At 47.6% G+C, this 17659-nt stretch carries 18 protein-coding genes; 12 read left to right on the forward strand and 6 right to left on the reverse strand.

Annotation, left to right across the window (positions count from 1 at the left end):
- The first annotated feature begins 69 nt into the window (after positions 1–69).
- The gene (gene ettA, locus F7R24_RS12850; protein ID WP_151671663.1) at positions 70–1728 is read left to right on the forward strand and encodes an energy-dependent translational throttle protein EttA; all 1659 of its coding nucleotides are present in this window, start codon (positions 70–72) and stop codon (positions 1726–1728) included.
- Here ettA and F7R24_RS12855 read toward each other — a convergent pair.
- Complete coding sequence (locus tag F7R24_RS12855) at positions 1725–2813, reverse strand: GGDEF domain-containing protein (RefSeq protein ID WP_151671664.1); 1089 nt, start codon at positions 2811–2813, stop codon at positions 1725–1727. The two genes, ettA and F7R24_RS12855, sit on opposite strands and share 4 nt — an antisense overlap.
- 202 nt (positions 2814–3015) lie before the next feature.
- Between F7R24_RS12855 and F7R24_RS12860 the strand changes: the two genes are divergently transcribed.
- Positions 3016–3384: a PilZ domain-containing protein gene (locus F7R24_RS12860; RefSeq protein WP_151671665.1), complete on the forward strand. Its 369-nt coding sequence runs from the start codon at positions 3016–3018 to the stop codon at positions 3382–3384.
- A gap of 3 nt (positions 3385–3387) precedes the next feature.
- On the opposite strand, the gene radA is transcribed toward F7R24_RS12860, so the two are convergent.
- The gene (gene radA, locus F7R24_RS12865) at positions 3388–4773 is read right to left on the reverse strand and encodes a DNA repair protein RadA (RefSeq protein ID WP_151671666.1); all 1386 of its coding nucleotides are present in this window, start codon (positions 4771–4773) and stop codon (positions 3388–3390) included.
- Positions 4774–4917: 144 nt separating this feature from the next.
- On the opposite strand from radA, the gene F7R24_RS12870 reads away from it, so the two are divergent.
- The 3 genes from F7R24_RS12870 (at position 4918) to F7R24_RS15010 (ending at position 6925) form a co-directional block, all read left to right on the forward strand.
- Positions 4918–6189: an O-acetylhomoserine aminocarboxypropyltransferase/cysteine synthase family protein gene (locus F7R24_RS12870; RefSeq protein WP_151671667.1), complete on the forward strand. Its 1272-nt coding sequence runs from the start codon at positions 4918–4920 to the stop codon at positions 6187–6189.
- A 230-nt stretch (positions 6190–6419) separates the two neighbouring features.
- Complete coding sequence (locus F7R24_RS12875; RefSeq protein WP_151671668.1) at positions 6420–6692, forward strand: CopG family ribbon-helix-helix protein; 273 nt, start codon at positions 6420–6422, stop codon at positions 6690–6692.
- Positions 6689–6925, forward strand: coding sequence for a type II toxin-antitoxin system RelE/ParE family toxin (locus F7R24_RS15010; protein WP_151671669.1), 237 nt, complete (start codon positions 6689–6691; stop codon positions 6923–6925). Before F7R24_RS12875 ends, F7R24_RS15010 begins: the two co-directional genes overlap by 4 nt.
- 207 nt (positions 6926–7132) lie before the next feature.
- Here F7R24_RS15010 and F7R24_RS12885 read toward each other — a convergent pair whose 3' ends face one another.
- Entirely contained in the window at positions 7133–8371 is a 1239-nt protein-coding gene (locus F7R24_RS12885) for an RNA-guided endonuclease InsQ/TnpB family protein (RefSeq protein WP_276613253.1), read from the reverse strand.
- Between the two features lie 73 nt (positions 8372–8444).
- Between F7R24_RS12885 and tnpA the strand changes: the two genes are divergently transcribed.
- Both tnpA and F7R24_RS12895 read left to right on the forward strand, forming a co-directional pair.
- A complete protein-coding gene (tnpA, locus tag F7R24_RS12890) occupies positions 8445–8924 on the forward strand; it encodes an IS200/IS605 family transposase (RefSeq protein ID WP_151671671.1) in 480 nt (159 codons plus the stop codon).
- On the forward strand, positions 8881–9081 hold the full coding sequence (locus tag F7R24_RS12895; RefSeq protein ID WP_338087111.1) for a type II toxin-antitoxin system RelE/ParE family toxin: 201 nt from the start codon (positions 8881–8883) through the stop codon (positions 9079–9081). Before tnpA ends, F7R24_RS12895 begins: the two co-directional genes overlap by 44 nt.
- Before the next feature lie 2 nt (positions 9082–9083).
- On the opposite strand, the gene can is transcribed toward F7R24_RS12895, so the two are convergent.
- A complete protein-coding gene (gene can / locus F7R24_RS12900; RefSeq protein ID WP_151671673.1) occupies positions 9084–9743 on the reverse strand; it encodes a carbonate dehydratase in 660 nt (219 codons plus the stop codon).
- A gap of 34 nt (positions 9744–9777) precedes the next feature.
- Positions 9778–10842, reverse strand: a complete 1065-nt coding sequence (gene hemE / locus F7R24_RS12905) for a uroporphyrinogen decarboxylase (RefSeq protein WP_151671674.1) — start codon at positions 10840–10842, stop codon at positions 9778–9780.
- Positions 10843–11014: 172 nt separating this feature from the next.
- Here hemE and F7R24_RS12910 point away from each other — a divergent pair, with 172 nt between their 5' ends.
- From F7R24_RS12910 to F7R24_RS12920, 3 genes are all read left to right on the forward strand, one after another.
- On the forward strand, positions 11015–11797 hold the full coding sequence (locus F7R24_RS12910; protein ID WP_151671675.1) for a helix-turn-helix domain-containing protein: 783 nt from the start codon (positions 11015–11017) through the stop codon (positions 11795–11797).
- Between the two features lie 103 nt (positions 11798–11900).
- Positions 11901–12251, forward strand: coding sequence for a type II toxin-antitoxin system RelE/ParE family toxin (locus F7R24_RS12915; RefSeq protein WP_151671676.1), 351 nt, complete (start codon positions 11901–11903; stop codon positions 12249–12251).
- A gap of 3 nt (positions 12252–12254) precedes the next feature.
- Positions 12255–12557, forward strand: a complete 303-nt coding sequence (locus F7R24_RS12920; protein WP_151671677.1) for an XRE family transcriptional regulator — start codon at positions 12255–12257, stop codon at positions 12555–12557.
- 27 nt (positions 12558–12584) lie between these two features.
- Here the strand turns inward: F7R24_RS12920 and proC are convergent, their stop codons facing one another.
- Positions 12585–13415: a pyrroline-5-carboxylate reductase gene (proC, locus tag F7R24_RS12925; RefSeq protein ID WP_151671678.1), complete on the reverse strand. Its 831-nt coding sequence runs from the start codon at positions 13413–13415 to the stop codon at positions 12585–12587.
- Positions 13416–13682: 267 nt separating this feature from the next.
- Here proC and putA point away from each other — a divergent pair, with 267 nt between their 5' ends.
- Both putA and F7R24_RS12935 read left to right on the forward strand, forming a co-directional pair.
- The gene (gene putA, locus F7R24_RS12930; protein WP_151671679.1) at positions 13683–16802 is read left to right on the forward strand and encodes a bifunctional proline dehydrogenase/L-glutamate gamma-semialdehyde dehydrogenase PutA; all 3120 of its coding nucleotides are present in this window, start codon (positions 13683–13685) and stop codon (positions 16800–16802) included.
- Positions 16802–17500, forward strand: coding sequence for a hypothetical protein (locus F7R24_RS12935; RefSeq protein WP_151671680.1), 699 nt, complete (start codon positions 16802–16804; stop codon positions 17498–17500). The genes putA and F7R24_RS12935 overlap by 1 nt, the downstream gene beginning before the upstream one ends.
- Positions 17501–17659: the final 159 nt, after the last annotated feature.

The raw sequence follows: 17659 nt of genomic DNA on the forward strand, positions 1-17659 counted from the left end.
AAATAAGGTAGTATTTGCCCATCAAAATTAAATGTCACACCTCAACAGAATACCTTAACGGATAGTCTCATGGCTCAATACGTATACAGCATGAATCGCGTTGGCAAAATTGTGCCGCCAAAGCGTGAAATTTTGAAAGATATCTCTTTATCCTTTTTCCCAGGCGCCAAGATTGGTGTGTTGGGTCTTAACGGTTCGGGTAAATCTTCTTTACTGAAAATTATGGCAGGGCTGGACCAAGAATACATTGGTGAAGCACGCCCAATGCCGGGCATTAAGGTGGGTTACCTGCCACAAGAACCTGAACTAGATGACAGCAAAACGGTTAGAGAAATCATTGAAGAAGCCGTTTCTGATGTGAAAGGCGCGTTGACTGAGCTAGATGAAGTCTATGCTGCTTATGCCGATCCAGATGCAGACTTTGATGCACTGGCTAAAAGACAAGCGGAATTAGAGAACCTGATTCAAGCGAAAGATGGCCATAACATCGACAACGCCCTTGAACGTGCTGCCGATGCTTTGCGTTTGCCGCCTTGGGATGCTTCAGTGGCCGTGCTATCGGGTGGTGAGCGTCGCCGCGTTGCGCTGTGCCGTTTGCTGCTGGATAACCCAGACATGCTGCTACTTGACGAGCCAACCAACCATTTGGATGCAGAGTCCATTGCCTGGATCGAGCGCTTCCTGCAAGAGTACCCAGGTACTGTGGTAGCAATTACCCACGACCGTTATTTCTTGGATAACGCCGCTGGTTGGATTCTGGAACTTGACCGTGGACGCGGCATTCCATACGAAGGTAACTACTCTTCTTGGTTAGAGCAGAAAGAGCAACGCTTAGAGACAGAAGCCAAACAAGAAGCTTCTCATCGCAAAGCGATCAAGTCTGAATTGGAATGGGTTCGCCAAGGTGCTAAAGGTCGCCAAGCCAAGTCTAAATCACGCTTGAAGCAGTTTGAAGAGATGAACTCTCGTGAATTCCAACAGCGCAATGAAACCCAAGAGATCTACATTCCACCCGGACCACGTTTGGGTGACAAGGTAATCGAACTGCACAATGTCACCAAGTCTTATGATGGTAAGTTGCTGTTTGAAAATCTTAGCCTGTCGATTCCTCAAGGCGCCATTGTGGGGATCATCGGTCCTAACGGTGCAGGTAAATCTACCTTGTTCCGCATGATTACTGGAGAAGAGAAACCTGACTCAGGTGAAATCGAAATCGGTAGTACCGTTAAACTGGCGTATGTGAATCAGTCTCGCGAACTGGAAGGCAACAAGACGGTGTTCGAAGAGATTTCCGATGGTCAAGATATCATTACCGTGGGTACTTACCAGACACCGTCTCGAGCTTACTGCGGACGCTTCAATTTCAAAGGATCTGATCAACAGAAGTTCGTCAAAGATCTGTCCGGTGGTGAGCGCAACCGTTTGCACATGGCTAAACTGTTGAAAGAAGGCGGTAACGTTCTGCTTCTCGATGAACCAACCAACGATTTAGACGTTGAAACGCTGCGTGCACTGGAAGAAGCCATTCTTGCCTTCCCAGGCTCTGCCGTAGTTATCTCGCACGATCGCTGGTTCTTAGACCGTGTCTGTACTCACATGATCGCCTATGAAGGTGACTCTCAAGTAGCCTTCTTTGAAGGTAACTATACCGAGTACGCTGAAGACTATCGCAAACGCCATGGCAAAGATCATCAGCCAGAGCGCATCAAGTACAAGCGGATGAATTAATCCGCCAGGACATACTGATCTCGGCCGCTGTTTTTGGCAAAGTAAAGTGCCTCATCAGCGCGCCGAATCAGATCAGACTGACCCTCATCACTTTTCAATACCGCCACACCGATGCTCGTGGTAAATCCTACTTCCTCTCCGCTAGGCACTCTGACCATCACTTCCCGGCAAGCTTCACCTATTTGAGCAGCCACAGATGCCGCTTTTTCTGCATTCATACCAGGCAACACCATCAAAAATTCTTCACCACCGAAACGCCCAGCCAGATCAATTTTTTTCCGGGCATGCTTTTTCAAAATATCCGCAAATTTCTTCAGCACAATATCGCCAGCAGCATGACCATAGTTATCGTTGAAACCTTTAAACTTATCCAAATCAAACAGAAGCACCGCCAATGGTGATTTTTCTGTACGACAAGAGTCGATATCTGTTTCCAGTTGCTCTAAGACTAAACGACGGTTAGCCAAGCCGGTTAACGAATCACGCGTCGCTTGTCGATATAAAATCAGCAGCATGTTTAACTGATTCACCGATGCCCAACCCGCCACAATGGCCAGCACAATCAACAACCATAAGGTATTGATGCCTGCTACATAACCGATCACTCCACTACTAAACTGAGTCACGACCTCAACCAGTGTAAGTAATAGCGTCAACCCAAACACTTCAATAATAGCGAGCGGGAAAATTGCCATCATGCAGATAATCATAAACGGGAAAAACTGATATCCCGCAACACTCTGCTCATACCCATGAACAATTAACATTGCATTACAAAAAAGATGAAAAGCCGTTAACCCTGTGAAAAGTAAAACAAGCCTAATTAGTGCCAAACGTCGGCTATAAGGGCGCACCCACCAACTGAACAAAGCTAAAAAGAAGACACTGCTGATTAACCTAGCAATGGCAATTGGCCACTGCACATCAACAGGAAGCAACCATTGATCGACAAAAATCCAAGCACTTTGCAACACTGCCAGTATCAACGCAATGATGCGCACTCTTCTGAAAATATAGAAACTACGAGTGTGTTGAAAGTAGTGCGTATGGCTTCGAGCTGAAAACAACTCAAGAAAGGGATACATCTTATTACTCCTTTTCTTGCACGCTTAATGCAGACAGATTTTGGTTACTGTGATAATTTTGAATCAAGCATAGCTGAGTGTCGACGAACTCACCATCATCACAAGAATAAGATTAACCTTGATGATCGCTTTGTACTAAACTGTCTTTAGATAAGGCACATAGATAAGTGTCGGACTGTATTCATCAGAAGAGGAAAGCAGAGTGAATAGCCCAGAACAAGAACGCCGCCGCTTTACCCGAATTCACTTTGATGCTGAGTGTGAAGTACATTACCCCGGTGGCGCTATCGTCATGCAGTTAGTCGATATCTCTTTGCGTGGCGTGCTGCTTCGATTCGATCATAAACTCTCCCTTGAGATTGGCGGTGAAGCCGAGGTCAACATCTATCTTGCGAATGACGTTTTGATTCGCATGAAAACCCAACTCAATTACGCCCAACCACCTAACTATGGTTTTTTTGTTAAAGAGATAGATTTAGAAAGCATGTCACACCTGCGCCGCCTGCTGGAATTAAACCTCGGCGACGAAGCATTGCTTGAGCGCGAATTAGAACACATGGTTGAAGATTGATCATTAAACTTGATCCAGCGCTTCAACCAACTTACTGACACCAATCACTTCAATGCCGGGAATTTTTTCTCTAGGCACATTGGCTTTGGGTACGATGGCACGCTTAAAGCCATGTTTCGCCGCTTCACGAATACGCTCTTGACCATTGGGTACGGGGCGAATTTCACCCGACAAACCCACTTCACCGAATACAATTAATTCTTGCGATAAAGGCTGATCACGAAAGCTCGACACTATAGCCAAAAGCAAAGCAAGGTCAGCACTAGTTTCCAAAACCCGCACGCCACCCACCACATTCACAAACACATCTTGATCGCCGGTCATCAAGCCACCATGACGATTTAACACGGCGAGCAGCATCGCTAAACGATTTTGCTCCAACCCCACCGCAACACGCCTCGGATTAGACAAATGCGAGGTATCGACTAACGCCTGAAGCTCTACTAACAGCGGCCGCGTACCTTCCCAAACCACAATCACCACACTACCGGCACTGGGTTCATCACCGCGTGTTAGGAAAATAGAGCTGGGATTACGCACTTCCTTTAAGCCGTTTTCCATCATCGCAAAAACGCCTAATTCATTCACCGCACCAAAACGGTTTTTATGGCTGCGCAACGTCCGAAAGCGGCTATCTGAAGAACCTTCCAACTGCAAAGAACAGTCGATCATATGTTCCAAAACTTTGGGGCCTGCCAATGAACCATCTTTGGTGACATGGCCAACCAAAAACAATACCGTACCGGTTTGCTTAGCAAATCGTGTTAAATAGGCTGCCGACTCACGTACCTGCGAAACCGATCCGGGCGCAGATTGCACATCCGCCACATGCATGACCTGAATAGAATCAATAACGATGACTTTGGGTTGCAACTGCTGAGCAACATCACAAATGGTTTCAACCGAGGTTTCAGAAAGCATTTTCAAATGATCTGCTTTTAATCCTAATCGTGCCGCACGCATGGCTACCTGCTGCAAAGATTCTTCACCCGTCACATACAGCGCAGGATAGTGGCCTGCTAAATGACACAGCGTTTGCAGCAACAAAGTACTTTTACCCGCACCTGGATGGCCACCAATGAGCACCGCAGAACCGGGCACTAGTCCACCGCCTAACACGCGATCCAACTCGCCCGTACCGGTAGCAATCCGAGGCATCGCTTCAAGATCAACTTCACTTAAACTAATGACACGTTTGTGGGCACTAAGGTTAGCATCCCCTGCATAGCCTTCAAATCGCGCACCCCGACTGGCAGATGATGAAGCCGCACTGCTGAGTCGAACTTCCGTCAGCGTATTCCATGCACCGCAGGCACTGCATTGACCTTGCCATTTAGTGTAATCAGCGCCACAGTCGTTACACACATATGCAGATTTAGCCTTGGCCATTAGTGCTGTTTCCCTGTCATGAAAAAGTTTGATCAAATTAATTGCATGAGCATTGTAACGAGTTGACAAAACAAAACCAAAATCTGCTACTTTATAAGGCACAGATCTAACAAACATCCTAACAACATATAAAAGAGAATAACGATGAAATTAGAAACCTTAGCACTGCATGCCGGTTACAGCCCTGATCCTACCACCAAAGCAGTTGCTGTCCCTATTTATCAAACCACCTCTTATGCCTTTGATGACGCTCAACATGGTGCCGATCTTTTCGACCTAAAAGTTGCCGGTAACATTTACACCCGCATTATGAATCCAACCACCGACGTTCTTGAGCAACGCGTTGCGGCGATGGAAGGCGGTATTGCCGGTTTAGCCGTTGCTTCTGGCATGGCTGCCATTACCTATACCATTCAAACGTTGGCAGAAACGGGCGATAACATTGTTTCGACCAGTGAGCTGTACGGTGGTACTTACAACCTATTTGCACACACCTTACCACGCCAAGGCATCAAGGTTCGCTTTGTGAACAAGGATGACTTTGCCGCAATCGAAGCCCAGATCGATGATCGCACCAAAATGCTGTACTGCGAATCCGTCGGTAACCCATCCGGTGGCATCTGCGATATTGAGAAGCTGGCAGAAATCGCTCACCGTCACGGTATCCCTCTGGTTGTGGACAACACCGTACCTAGCCCAGCGCTATGGCGTCCCTTCGAGCAAGGCGCTGACATTATCGTCACTGCAGCAACTAAGTACATTGGCGGACATGGTAACTCTATTGGTGGCGTCATTGTTGATTCAGGTAAATTCCCGTGGGCAGAGCACAAAGAGCGCTTCCCACTGCTGAATACTCCTGACGCGTCCTATCACGGCGTTGTGTACACCGACGCCTTTGGACCCGCTGCCTTTATCGGTCGCTGCCGTGTTGTCCCTCTTCGCAACATGGGTGCCGCTTTATCACCGATGAACGCTTTCCTGCTGATTCAAGGTCTGGAAACACTCAGCCTGCGCATGGAGCGTATCTGTGAAAACACCGAAAAAGTAGCCGCCTTCCTTGAAGCACACGACGCGGTGTCTTGGGTTAACTATGCGGGTCTTGCGTCTCACAAAGACAACGCGCTGGCACAAAAATACATGGGTGGCAAAGCATCAGGCATTCTTAGCTTTGGTTTAAAAGCAGGTCGCGAAGCCACTCGCCGTTTCTACGACGCGCTAGAGATCTTCCTCCGCTTAGTGAATATCGGTGACTGCAAATCCTTGGCATCCATTCCTGCTGAAACCACCCATCGTCAGTTGAATGATGAAGAGTTAAAGTCAGCTGGCGTTTCGCCAGAAATGGTTCGCTTGTCGATCGGCATCGAACATATTGATGATCTGTTAGCCGATCTGGAGCAGGCGTTAGCTAAAGTCTGACCCCTAGTTCAGTAGGTATGGATTCAGTTACCCTTAGTTGACACGCCGTAAACCCATCCATGGGGGCTCGACTGCCGCCGTCCTGGCGGCAGACGGTCATCTAAGGGTAACCAAACCCACACCAAACTGCGTAATTGGAGACAATTCTTATTAAGCACTCTAGCCGACTGAAGCGAAATGATTAGTTATGATTTATAATAAATCAATATGAATCACTCGAGACTAAAAACATGCATAAGTCATCAACACGAGTTATGACAGCTCACCTACCTGTTGCTCTTGCTGAAAAAGTCGATGAAGTTGCTAGCAAGCTTGATCGCTCAAAAGGCTGGATAGTCAAACAAGCACTAACAGATTGGCTTGCTCAAGAAGAGCTTCGCGATCAGCTCACCTATGAAGCCCTGTCAGATGTTGATCAAGGATTAACTTTCGAGCATCAAGAAATCAATGATTGGATTGAAAGTCTCGACACTGAACACCCTCTCTCACAGCCCAAGAAATGAAAATAAAGTGGACTAGTAAAGCTGTTTCGGATCTAAACAGACTTTATGAATTTCTCTCTAGAGTTAATCCTGATGCCGCTCAACAAACATTAAGATCTCTGAGCCGTGGACCAGATCACCTTATTACAAACCCCAGATTAGGCGAGCAGCTTTATGAACTACCCGTAGCTAAAGCTATCGGGTTTCCAAGACCAAGGGCGACCCCCAAGTCCATTGTTGTAAGAAAGCATTAGCAGGACCTGCCATCTGTTGATGGTCTTATTCCAGCCGACTAAACGTGTTAGTCAGGGGAGCCTGTATACAGACGGTCCCAGTCTTTCCTGATTTTTATACTGATGCCAGTTCACACACCAGTGGTGGGTCAGCCACCTTTTTCTTACGCCTAATGATGGCCTTACGAGACTTTGCCTGATCAGCAAACGCACTCTCTTTGATGTAAGTTACCGTCCGCTGGGCGACAACCTTTGCCGCGTTTTCATCGCGTTCTCTTCAACGCCACAGTGGTGACACATGAGCGTTGCCTGATCAGGACGCGCAGTGTCACGACTACCACAGACGTGGTGGGTCATGGAGCTATGAGCAGCCCAAACCTCTACTGTAGCCTTACCATAGTCTACAGCTTTGTATTTGATAAAGTCGCCTAGCCGTCCCAGCGCGACGTTAAGCAGGCTGCGGTTTAGCCCACTTTTCGCATGGGCGTTGTTCTTTACAAACCTCCGCCCTTCCTGTTTTGGCTTGGCACGTTTAGTCATACCCTTAAGGTTCAAGTCTTCGAGACCGATAATTGGCTTGGCCGCGACCACTACCTGCTTAGAGGCACGGTGCGCAAAGCCCTTGCGTACGTCTGCCATCTTGGCGTCTGCTTTAGCAATTTTAGCCGCCAATTTACGCTGTTTGGCAGTCTCACACTTATGCCTATTTTTGTTACCATTAAGGCGCTTCTTACGTGCCAGAATACGCTGATAGTGCGCCTTCTTCTTGACCTGCCTACGGAGACTTTCAGCTTCTTCAGGACTATAGGTGATAGTCAGACCATCACTGGTCTGGATCGGGCGTACAACGCCACGATCTATACCCGTGACATTGCACAACAACTCTTCGTCACTCAAGTGTGCATAGCTTCTCAGCAGCGCTTCGTTGCTGGTATTCATCACCCCGTCATCATAAGACCCAGACAAATAAAACCTAGCTCCCTGCCGACTAATACGGAACTGTTTGGCCAACTGTTCTGGGATATATGGTAGCTTCACAGAAAAGAGCTTCTGCCGCTTTTTCGTAGCGTTATCAAAGATAGTCAAGAGGCTACCGTGCTCGCCCAGCGGCTCAATGATGAATAGCTCGCATGTCAGTAGGACGCTGCGTTTCTTATGACGGCCCTTCATTTTCGGAAACTTACGCAGGCCAGCACGTGCTGCCTCAGCGTCACTGAAGGCTGCACTGGCGGCGTTACGTAGTAATTGCACCGGCACTTCGCGAAGGAACTCCAGTCCCTGTGACTTTTTGATGTGGCTGTAGCCCTGTGCAATCTCGGAGCCTTTGCCATCCGCTAGAAGTTCCCTGTACTCACCTATCTTCTGATTACGCATGACGTTGCACGCACCAATCCACTGAGCGAAGGTTGTCGCTTGGTTGCTACGTAACCGCTCCGAGATGCTAATGCAAAATCCACGTATAGCCACTGATTTGATCTCTTGTACAAAGATAACATCAACAGTAGACTGGTAGCAAAACAATGTCAACCATGAGGTTTATATGTACGAATGGAGAACAGGCAGAAGCTGTATTTATAAGAATCAGGTGCATCTGGTCTTTGTTACGAAATACCGCAGAGACGTGTTTAGTCTGGAAATGGGGGAAGTGCTGCGTACAGTGTTTACAGAGACATGCGCTCAGATGGACTGCGAGCTTATGGAATACAGTTTCGAGGATGATCACGTACACCTGATGGTGCAGGTTCACCCTAAGCTGGCCGTGTCTAATCTGATTGGTAAGCTGAAAGGTAAGTCCAGCTACGTACTGCGTCGCCAATTCTGGGAACAGGTAAAGACTAAACTGTGGGGAAAGGCATTCTGGTCACCTAGCTACTGTGTAGTATCTTGTGGCGGCGGAAGCCTTGAGGTGGTAGCAGCTTACATTAAGAACCAGAGAAAGCCTCCATCAGAGAAGGCTGTTAAACAAAGTAAGGCGATTGCCGGTAAGGGTAAGTATAGCTGCGCTTTACACCGGGCTTGACTCGCAGCTAAAGCACGTGAGAATGCACCCGGACCATGTTCAATTTAAAGATAGAGAAGTCAGGAAAATTCACATAGGAAGCTATGAGATGCGTTATGAGGTACAGAAAGAAACCATTTTTATTCTGAGAGTTTGGCATACACGCGAAGAGCGCTAAGGCTAACCCTTAGCCAAACGCTCAACCCGCTCTATCGCCCTACGATGTTCACTATCTACCTGATCCATCGAACTCACACAGAAGTTAAGATCGGTCAGTAACCCGTCATGTAAACCGTAAATCCAGCCATGTACGGTGACATCTTGTCCTCGCGCCCAAGCTTCGCGCATCACAGTGGTATTACAGACATTCTCTGCCTGCTCGATTACATTCAGCTCACACATACGCGCAAACTGTTCATCAGTGGCTTGCCACTCACCGACCAGATGGCGATGCTTGTAATAAACGTCACGAATATGTCCCAGCCAATTATCAATCAGACCATTGGGGCGAGTATCGAGAGCGGCTTTCACACCTCCACAGCCATAATGCCCAACTACCATGACATGCTTTACTTTCAGCACCTGTACCGCATATTGCAGCACAGATAAACAGTTCATATCGGTATGCACCACTAGATTGGATACATTGCGGTGAACGAAGAGTTCACCGGGCAGTAAATCCACAATCTCATTGGCTGGTACACGGCTGTCTGAACAGCCGATCCATAAATACTCCGGAGCTTGCTGGGCAGATAGAGTAGGAAAGAATTCAGGCGTTTCAGCATTAATTCGATTTGACCATTCACGATTTTTGTCGAACAAAGGTGCCAATGTATTCACGCCCAATCTCCTTGTTTATAATTTTTTGATGATTTTACTGATGGTATTTAGCACTGAGCTCATGCACCGCATCGACAAACACACCTGCATTCTCAGGGTCAACAAACTGATGTATACCGTGTCCTAGGTTGAAGACATGACCCGCACCATGACCGAAACGTTCAAGGATATCAGCCACTTCAGCACGAATGCGTGACGCTGGTGCATACAGAACAGAGGGGTCCATATTACCCTGAAGGGCCACTTTATCACCTACACGACGACGCGCATCATCGATATTCGTGGTCCAATCCAACCCTAACGCATCTGCACCGGCGTCTGCCATGGTCTCTAACCACTGACCACCGTTTTTGGTAAACATGATCACGGGCACTTGACGACCCTCATGTTCACGAATCAAACCAGATACGATTTTGCGCATATAGCCCAACGAAAACTCCATGTACATCTGTGGGTTTAACACGCCACCCCAGGTATCAAAAATCTGAACAGCTTGAGCACCACTGCGAATTTGTTCGTTCAAATAATCCGTAACAGACTGAGCAAGCTTATCTAATAATGCATGAAGTACTTCCGGTGTGGCATACATCATCTGTTTGATATGACGGAAATCTTTGCTTGAACCCCCTTCAACCATATAGGTGGCCAGCGTCCAAGGACTGCCGGAAAAACCGATCAACGGAACCCGACCATTCAGCGCCGAACGGATCGTGGACACTGCATTCATCACATAATCCAAATCACTAGCGGCTTTAGGCACTGGCAATGCGGCAACATCCGCTTCGGTGCGAATCACTTTACGAAAACGCGGACCTTCACCGGTTTCGAAATACAGCCCTAATCCCATCGCATCAGGAATGGTTAAAATGTCCGAAAACAGAATGGCAGCATCTAAATCATAACGCTCCAATGGCTGTAACGTGACCTCACAAGCTAACTCAGCATTCTTACACAGGCTCATAAAATCACCCGCCACTGCGCGTGTTGCTTTGTACTCTGGCAAATAACGACCCGCTTGGCGCATCATCCACACAGGAGTCACATCAACAGGTTGACGCAGTAAAGCTCTAAGAAAGCGGTCATTTTTGAGTTCGGCCATGGGTTCTAAATCCTGTAATCAACTTTGAAAAATTGTGCGTATTGTAACCTGAACAGAAAAATAATTCTGGTCTCTATTGCTCGTGTTAGATCTGTTTTTTTCAGTTGTGCTATGATGGAAAGAACCAGCGATCAACGATCGTAACGAATAATGATAAATAGCGTGAGCGTTCATGGTTAAACAGGCAGAAGTAATAAGCCTTCCTGAAAGCGCGGATCATCATGATCACCACCACCATCAATTGGTGTTTGGCTTAGAAGGTGCAACAGCGTTTGATGTTTCCGGTCATACCCGTCCTGTGGGGTCCGGAATGGGCTGCCTATTGCCCTGTGAAACGGATCATGCATTTTGGGGAGTCGGCGATAACAGTATCATCGTCGTTAATCTAGAGCCGGTTCATAGCGATCCCCAGTTACAACCTCGTATCGACGCACTGTTTGAAAAATCACGCTTTGTTCACTGTAATAGTGACCTTCAAGTCCTGATTGCGGCACTGAGTCGTGAAATGCAAAAAAATCCTGACGACTGTATCCTACAAAGCGCCTGCAGTAACGCTATTATCTGTGCCTTGCAGCGCCATTTAGACCAACAACTATCCGAATTCGCCCGTGTTCGCACTCCAGGTAAAATTAATCTAGATGTCATTGATAACTACATCGATCTACATATTGATCGTAAAATTCGTGTCAGTGAACTGGCGGGATTAGTGTTTCTCAGTAGCAGTCAGTTTTTTGATCGCTTCCGTCAACAAACCGGATTGACCCCTCAACACTACATTCTAAATAAACGCCTGAAAGGCGCTAAAGATGCTTTGCAAAACTCAGACACGCCGCTGATCGATATCGCCGCGAGCTTTGGTTTCACCAACCAAAGCGCACTGACACGTGCCTTTACCCAATACCTAAACATTTCACCCGCTCGCTTTCGCAAGGCAAGCAAGCTGGTGGGGGGTTGAGACTGCAACACTTATCATCCTTTGCTAAGATTACAGAACTTCCCATACTTGATTATAGGTAATAACCTATATAGAATTTAATCTATATGCATAAGGAAATGCAATGTGGAATATCCTAACGACAGACACTTTTGACCAATGGTTTGATGCGCAAGATGATCATGATCGAGCCAAAGTATTAGCATCTATGATCGTCTTAAAAGAGCAAGGGCCCAAATTAAAAAGACCCTATGCAGACAGCGTTAAAGGCTCTAAATTTCCAAACATGAAAGAATTAAGAGTTCAAAGTAAAGGAGATCCTATCAGGGCTTTTTTTGCTTTCGATCCGGAACGTCAGGGTATCTTATTATGTGCTGGACATAAAACTCAGCGTGACAAACGGTTTTATGACGTAATGATTCATATTGCAGATAAAGAATTCGCAGCACATTTAGAAAGACTGAGTCAGAGGTAAAACATGGCAAGAACCTTAGAGCAAATCCTCAACAATGAAAAACCAGAGGTTGTTTTAGCCGCAAAGAAAGAAGCCGCTGACATTCTATTAAATATTCACTTAGCCGAGTTGCGCGAATTAATGCAACTCACGCAAACCGACCTTGCAAAGCAACTAGGAATAAAGCAACCCTCTGTTTCTGAGATGGAAAAGCCGGGTAAAGATCTCAGACTTTCTTCACTAAAACGCTATATTGAAGCTTCGGGTGGTAAAGTTTTCTTAGACATTGAACTACCTGACGGAAGTCATCACCATATGCCTTTATAAATCAAGCCAAAAGTAATTTTTTAGTGCTTACTCCGCCATCTCCCGAGACATCTCATCAGCGCGATCTGCACAGGCTTTCATGGCTTTCAGAAAGAGTGCTTCGATGCCTTCATCTTCAAAGGTGTGAATCGCTCGCTCCGTCGTTCCTTTAGGCGACATGACGTTACGTTTGAGTTGATTAAACTCTTGCTCGGTTTCTTGTGCCATGCGAACCGCACCTAAACCCGTCTGAAGAATCAAACGACGCGCTGCATCGGCAGGCATTCCTAATTGAACAGCGGCTTTCTCCATCATTTCGAACACCATAAAGAAATAAGCAGGACCGCTACCGGATATTGCTGTCACCACATCGAGCATGGACTCTTCAGCCACCCACTGCACAATACCGATTCCTGATAATAGCTGATCGGTAAAATTTCGCTGCTGTTCCGCTACGCTTGGCAGAGCAAATAAACCTGATGCGCCTGTTTTGACCAATGAAGGCGTATTAGGCATACAGCGAACAATGGCATGATCTTCACCTAACCAACCGTTTAAGGTTTCTGCATGTAAACCTGCGGCCACGGAGATAAATAAAGGACGCGTCTTAACAGCTTGATCTGCCAATTCAACACAGACCTGCTTCATGATCTGTGGCTTAACCGCCAACACAACCACCTCTGCATCGGCAATAGCTGCCACATTATCGGTCGTCGTGTGAATACCCAACTCGTCACTCAATCCTTTCAATACCGCCGCATCAGGCGCTGTGGCAGTGATATGGTCCGCCGGATAACCATTCGCCAGCATCCCTTTAAAAATCGCACTGGCCATATTTCCTGCACCGATAAATGTGATCTTTTTAGCTGCAATGGACATGCTGTTCTCCTTAGTTGGGAAGGGTTGAATCGATCAGTAGAAAAATTGATGGCCTGAGTTTACTGACACTCTCTCATCAATAGCAACCAGCAAAACGACGCTTGATACATAACTGGAGCATTCCAATAAAGCTCCGGAGAATCCTGCAAGACTCCGATATCGTCTTATACTTACAGTGGCGCTATCAACAAAAGCTTTAACGAAAAGCTAACAATACAAACACAGTCTGCAATATTTCTGCGTGAAGTCAAAATCGAGGACTACACTATGTTCAAGCCACACGACGTGCTGGATCCCAGCTGGATTCAACGCCCAACCAGTGAACTCTGGAAAGAGATTTCACCACTCTATGCTATCGATGAAGATACCTGGCTGAAAGAGCTAATGCCTTTAGCGCAGCCTGAATCTGCCGAACTACAACAAGCTGAAGCGAAAGCGACACAGCTGATTGAAGAAGTTCGAGCAGATGGTGACTCCATTCATATGATCGATGCACTGTTGCTTGAGTACAGCCTTGATACCAAAGAAGGTATTCTGCTGATGTGCCTTGCAGAAGCCCTGATGCGTGTTCCTGACGCAGAAACAGCGGATGCCTTGATTCGTGACAAGCTTAGTGTTGCTGACTGGAAAAAGCATTTACGCAATTCAGAATCACTCCTCGTCAACGCCTCAACCTGGGGACTTTTGTTGACCGGTAAAGTGGTCACCATGGATGAAAATGAAGATGGTTCTGCCAGCGGTATTTTGAACCGTCTAGTCAATCGCATGAGCGAACCGGTGATCCGCAAGGCGATGCAGCACGCTATGAAAATCATGGGGCACCAGTTTGTTTTGGGTCGCACCATCAATGAAGCAATGAAGCGTGGCAGTGAATACCGTCAAAAAGGCTACACATACTCCTTCGATATGCTTGGCGAAGCTGCGTTAACAGCGAAAGACGCGCAGAAATATTTCGATGACTATATGCAGGCGATCGAATTTACCGGCAATTTTGTTGATAAAAAAGCCAAAGGCCCTCGTCCTAGTATTTCGATAAAACTGTCTGCGTTGCATCCACGTTACGAAGTGGGACAAGAAGCTCGCGTCATGGATGAACTATACAACACCGTCCTTAAGCTGATTAAAAAAGCGCGTTCATTGGATGTAGCGATCACCATCGATGCCGAAGAGATGGATCGCTTGGAGATGTCTTTGCATCTTTTCGCCAAACTCTATCGTGATCCCACCACGCAAGGCTGGGGCGGTTTTGGCTTGGTCGTGCAGGCGTACTCGAAACGTGCACTGGCTGTATTAGCCTGGTTAGCTGCCCTTGCTAAAGAGCAAGGCGACCTCATTCCGATACGTTTGGTCAAAGGCGCTTACTGGGACAGTGAAATCAAACTTTGCCAACAAAAAGGCTTAAACGGTTACCCCGTGTGGACGCGCAAAGAAGCCACCGATGTTTCCTATCTTGCCTGCGCCCGCTTTCTATTAAGCGATCAAATTAAAGGGCTTATCTGGCCACAATTTGCCAGCCATAACGCTCATACCGTGGCCAGCATTATGACCATGGCGCAGCATAAAGAATTTGAATTCCAACGCCTACACGGCATGGGTGATGCGCTTTATGATCGTGTGATCAAGCAAGCCGGTGTCAGTGTGCGTATCTATGCACCGGTGGGAAGCCATAAAGACCTGCTGCCATACCTGGTTCGTCGTCTTCTGGAAAATGGTGCAAACAGCTCCTTCGTGCATCGCCTAGTTGATGCTCGTTGCCCTGTGACTGATCTTGTACAACATCCTTACGTGACATTAAGTCAGCGTAACACTCTGCACAATCCACAGATTCCATTACCACGCAACATCTTCGAAGATCGCGCAAACTCAACCGGTCCCAACATAGAAATCGAATCCGAGTGGATTCCTTTTAGTCAAGAAGTCAGTCGTTTTTGCCAACAGCAGTGGCAAGCGCATCCCTTTATTAACGGCAAACCCGTTGAAGGCTTAGCCAGCCACAGTATCAAAGCACCTCATGATCACAGCATCACCGTGGGAGATGTTGCGTTTGCTAATGCTGAATTAGTCAACCAAGCGATCGAAGTGGCTGTAACTGGCTATCAAACCTGGAGCAACACTCCGGTTAAGCAACGTGCTGAGGCCCTGCGTAAACTGGCAGATCTACTGGAAGAAAACCTCGCAGAACTTTGCGCTATCTGCCATATGGAAGCCGGTAAAACCATTCAAGATGCGATCGATGAAGTGCGTGAAGCGGTCGATTTTTGTCGTTACTACGCCAATCAAGCGGAGCATCACTGCGGCCACGCCATTAGCTTAGCTCAGCTAGAAGGTGAACAAGCACTTTGGCAACGTCAGGGTCGAGGTGTATTTGTCTGCATTAGCCCATGGAACTTTCCTTTGGCGATCTTCCTTGGACAAGTCACCGCTGCGCTTGCCGCAGGTAACAGTGTTATCGCTAAACCCGCCGAGCAAACCAGCATTATCGCCAGCAAAGCAGCCGAACTGATTTATCAAGCTGGAATTGCTGCCGATGCATTTGCCCTACTTCCTGGTGACGGTGCCACTGTCGGCGCGCCGCTAACCAAAGACCCACGCATTGCAGGCGTTGCTTTTACTGGCTCGACTGAAACCGCACAACTAATCAACCGCTCGCTGGCACAACGTGATAGCGATCCGGTACCGTTTATCGCCGAAACGGGCGGTCAAAATGCCATGATCGTCGACTCTACCGCGTTACCCGAGCAAGTGGTCAAAGATGCCGTACTGTCTGGCTTTGCCTCGGCAGGGCAGCGTTGTTCTGCCTTGCGTATTCTTTGCGTACAAGAAGACATTGCTGATCGCATCATTGAATTACTGCGCGGCGCCATGGCAGAACAGGTGGTGGGAGATCCTCGTTTACACAGCACTGATGTGGGCCCCGTCATCGATGAAGACGCTCAAGCCGGACTGCTTGAGCACATCGAAAAGATGAAGAAAAATGCCAAACTGATTGCACAAACGCCGCTACCCGCAGAATGCAAACAAGGCACTTTCGTTGCTCCGACTGCATTTGAAATCGGTTCGATTGCCGAATTGGGCCGAGAGCAATTTGGTCCGATCATCCATTTACTGCGCTATAAAGCCAGCAAGCTCAATGATCTAATCGACCAAATCAACGCCACCGGCTATGGCCTGACTCTTGGCATTCACAGCCGTAACGAACGTACCGCCTCAGACATTGAAGCACGTGTTCGTGTGGGTAACTGCTACATCAACCGCAACCAAATCGGTGCAGCGGTAGGCGTTCAACCCTTTGGTGGACAGGGTTTATCGGGAACAGGTCCTAAAGCAGGCGGTCCACACTACCTTATTCGCTACACTCAACTGACTCAGGTTCAGGAGGCGCACTGATGACTACTCAACAGACTCAGATCAAGCATGCACTTAGCGCTTGGGATGCTTGGAATCATCTTGGCTTTATCAATCGCAGTGACCGCCTGAAAAAGCTCAGCGTTGAACTGCCACAAACCCGAGATGCCAGCATCAAATCCTTGCTGCGCACCCTACTGGATCTTAGTGTCACCTTAGAGCCCATTCAGGTGATGCCTGGGCCTACCGGCGAGTCTAACGAGCTCTACCTGAATGGTCGCGGTGTTGCGTTAGTGATTGGCGATGACAGCGCCAGCAAAACCGCGATGGTGGGTCAAGTGATGGCCGCACTTGCAACAGGCAACTGTGTTCTGCTGCAATGGAATAACAATCGTGAATGGGTCAACGACTTAGTTGAAAAAGCCCACATGTTTGGTCTACCCAACGGCGTTATCCAAGCATTGCCAGACATGCCTGTTGAAGAAGCAATGGCTATCGAAGGCATCGCCATCGTGGCAGCCGTGTGCAGTAAAGACAATGCCCGTCTTATGAATCGATCACTCGCTCAGCGAAATGGCTTACTGGTACAACTGGTGGCTGAAACCGACTCAGAACACTGTTCACACCTGCTACAGCCGGATCATATGCTCAGGTTTGTGACAGAAAGAACACGTACGATTAACACCACGGCAGTTGGCGGTAATGCGACCTTGCTGGAGTTGGGAAGTACAGAGCTTTAACGAGATCGGGGTCAGAGTAACATCTCGGGATATGTTACTCTTGTATCTTACTCAACGGTTACATTATGTTTGTACAGGCATAATGAACCTAGGTGAGTGAGGATGTTTTACTCTTGGGCGGTTCAACCTGTGGGTCAGATTATTCCCTCACCTTCTTGT

This window comes from Nitrincola schmidtii, from assembly GCF_008973715.1.
GTDB lineage: Bacteria > Pseudomonadota > Gammaproteobacteria > Pseudomonadales > Balneatricaceae > Nitrincola > Nitrincola schmidtii.

What these genes read in the sequence shown, in the direction of transcription:
- ettA (WP_151671663.1), top strand. Translation starts at nt 70, where the DNA reads ATGGCTCAATACGTATACAGCATGAATCGCGTTGGCAAAATTGTGCCG.
- F7R24_RS12855 (WP_151671664.1), bottom strand. Translation starts at nt 2,813, where the DNA reads ATGTATCCCTTTCTTGAGTTGTTTTCAGCTCGAAGCCATACGCACTAC.
- radA (WP_151671666.1), bottom strand. Translation starts at nt 4,773, where the DNA reads ATGGCCAAGGCTAAATCTGCATATGTGTGTAACGACTGTGGCGCTGAT.
- F7R24_RS12870 (WP_151671667.1), top strand. Translation starts at nt 4,918, where the DNA reads ATGAAATTAGAAACCTTAGCACTGCATGCCGGTTACAGCCCTGATCCT.
- F7R24_RS12875 (WP_151671668.1), top strand. Translation starts at nt 6,420, where the DNA reads ATGCATAAGTCATCAACACGAGTTATGACAGCTCACCTACCTGTTGCT.
- F7R24_RS15010 (WP_151671669.1), top strand. Translation starts at nt 6,689, where the DNA reads ATGAAAATAAAGTGGACTAGTAAAGCTGTTTCGGATCTAAACAGACTT.
- tnpA (WP_151671671.1), top strand. Translation starts at nt 8,445, where the DNA reads ATGTACGAATGGAGAACAGGCAGAAGCTGTATTTATAAGAATCAGGTG.
- hemE (WP_151671674.1), bottom strand. Translation starts at nt 10,842, where the DNA reads ATGGCCGAACTCAAAAATGACCGCTTTCTTAGAGCTTTACTGCGTCAA.
- F7R24_RS12910 (WP_151671675.1), top strand. Translation starts at nt 11,015, where the DNA reads ATGGTTAAACAGGCAGAAGTAATAAGCCTTCCTGAAAGCGCGGATCAT.
- F7R24_RS12915 (WP_151671676.1), top strand. Translation starts at nt 11,901, where the DNA reads ATGTGGAATATCCTAACGACAGACACTTTTGACCAATGGTTTGATGCG.
- F7R24_RS12920 (WP_151671677.1), top strand. Translation starts at nt 12,255, where the DNA reads ATGGCAAGAACCTTAGAGCAAATCCTCAACAATGAAAAACCAGAGGTT.
- proC (WP_151671678.1), bottom strand. Translation starts at nt 13,415, where the DNA reads ATGTCCATTGCAGCTAAAAAGATCACATTTATCGGTGCAGGAAATATG.
- putA (WP_151671679.1), top strand. Translation starts at nt 13,683, where the DNA reads ATGTTCAAGCCACACGACGTGCTGGATCCCAGCTGGATTCAACGCCCA.
- F7R24_RS12935 (WP_151671680.1), top strand. Translation starts at nt 16,802, where the DNA reads ATGACTACTCAACAGACTCAGATCAAGCATGCACTTAGCGCTTGGGAT.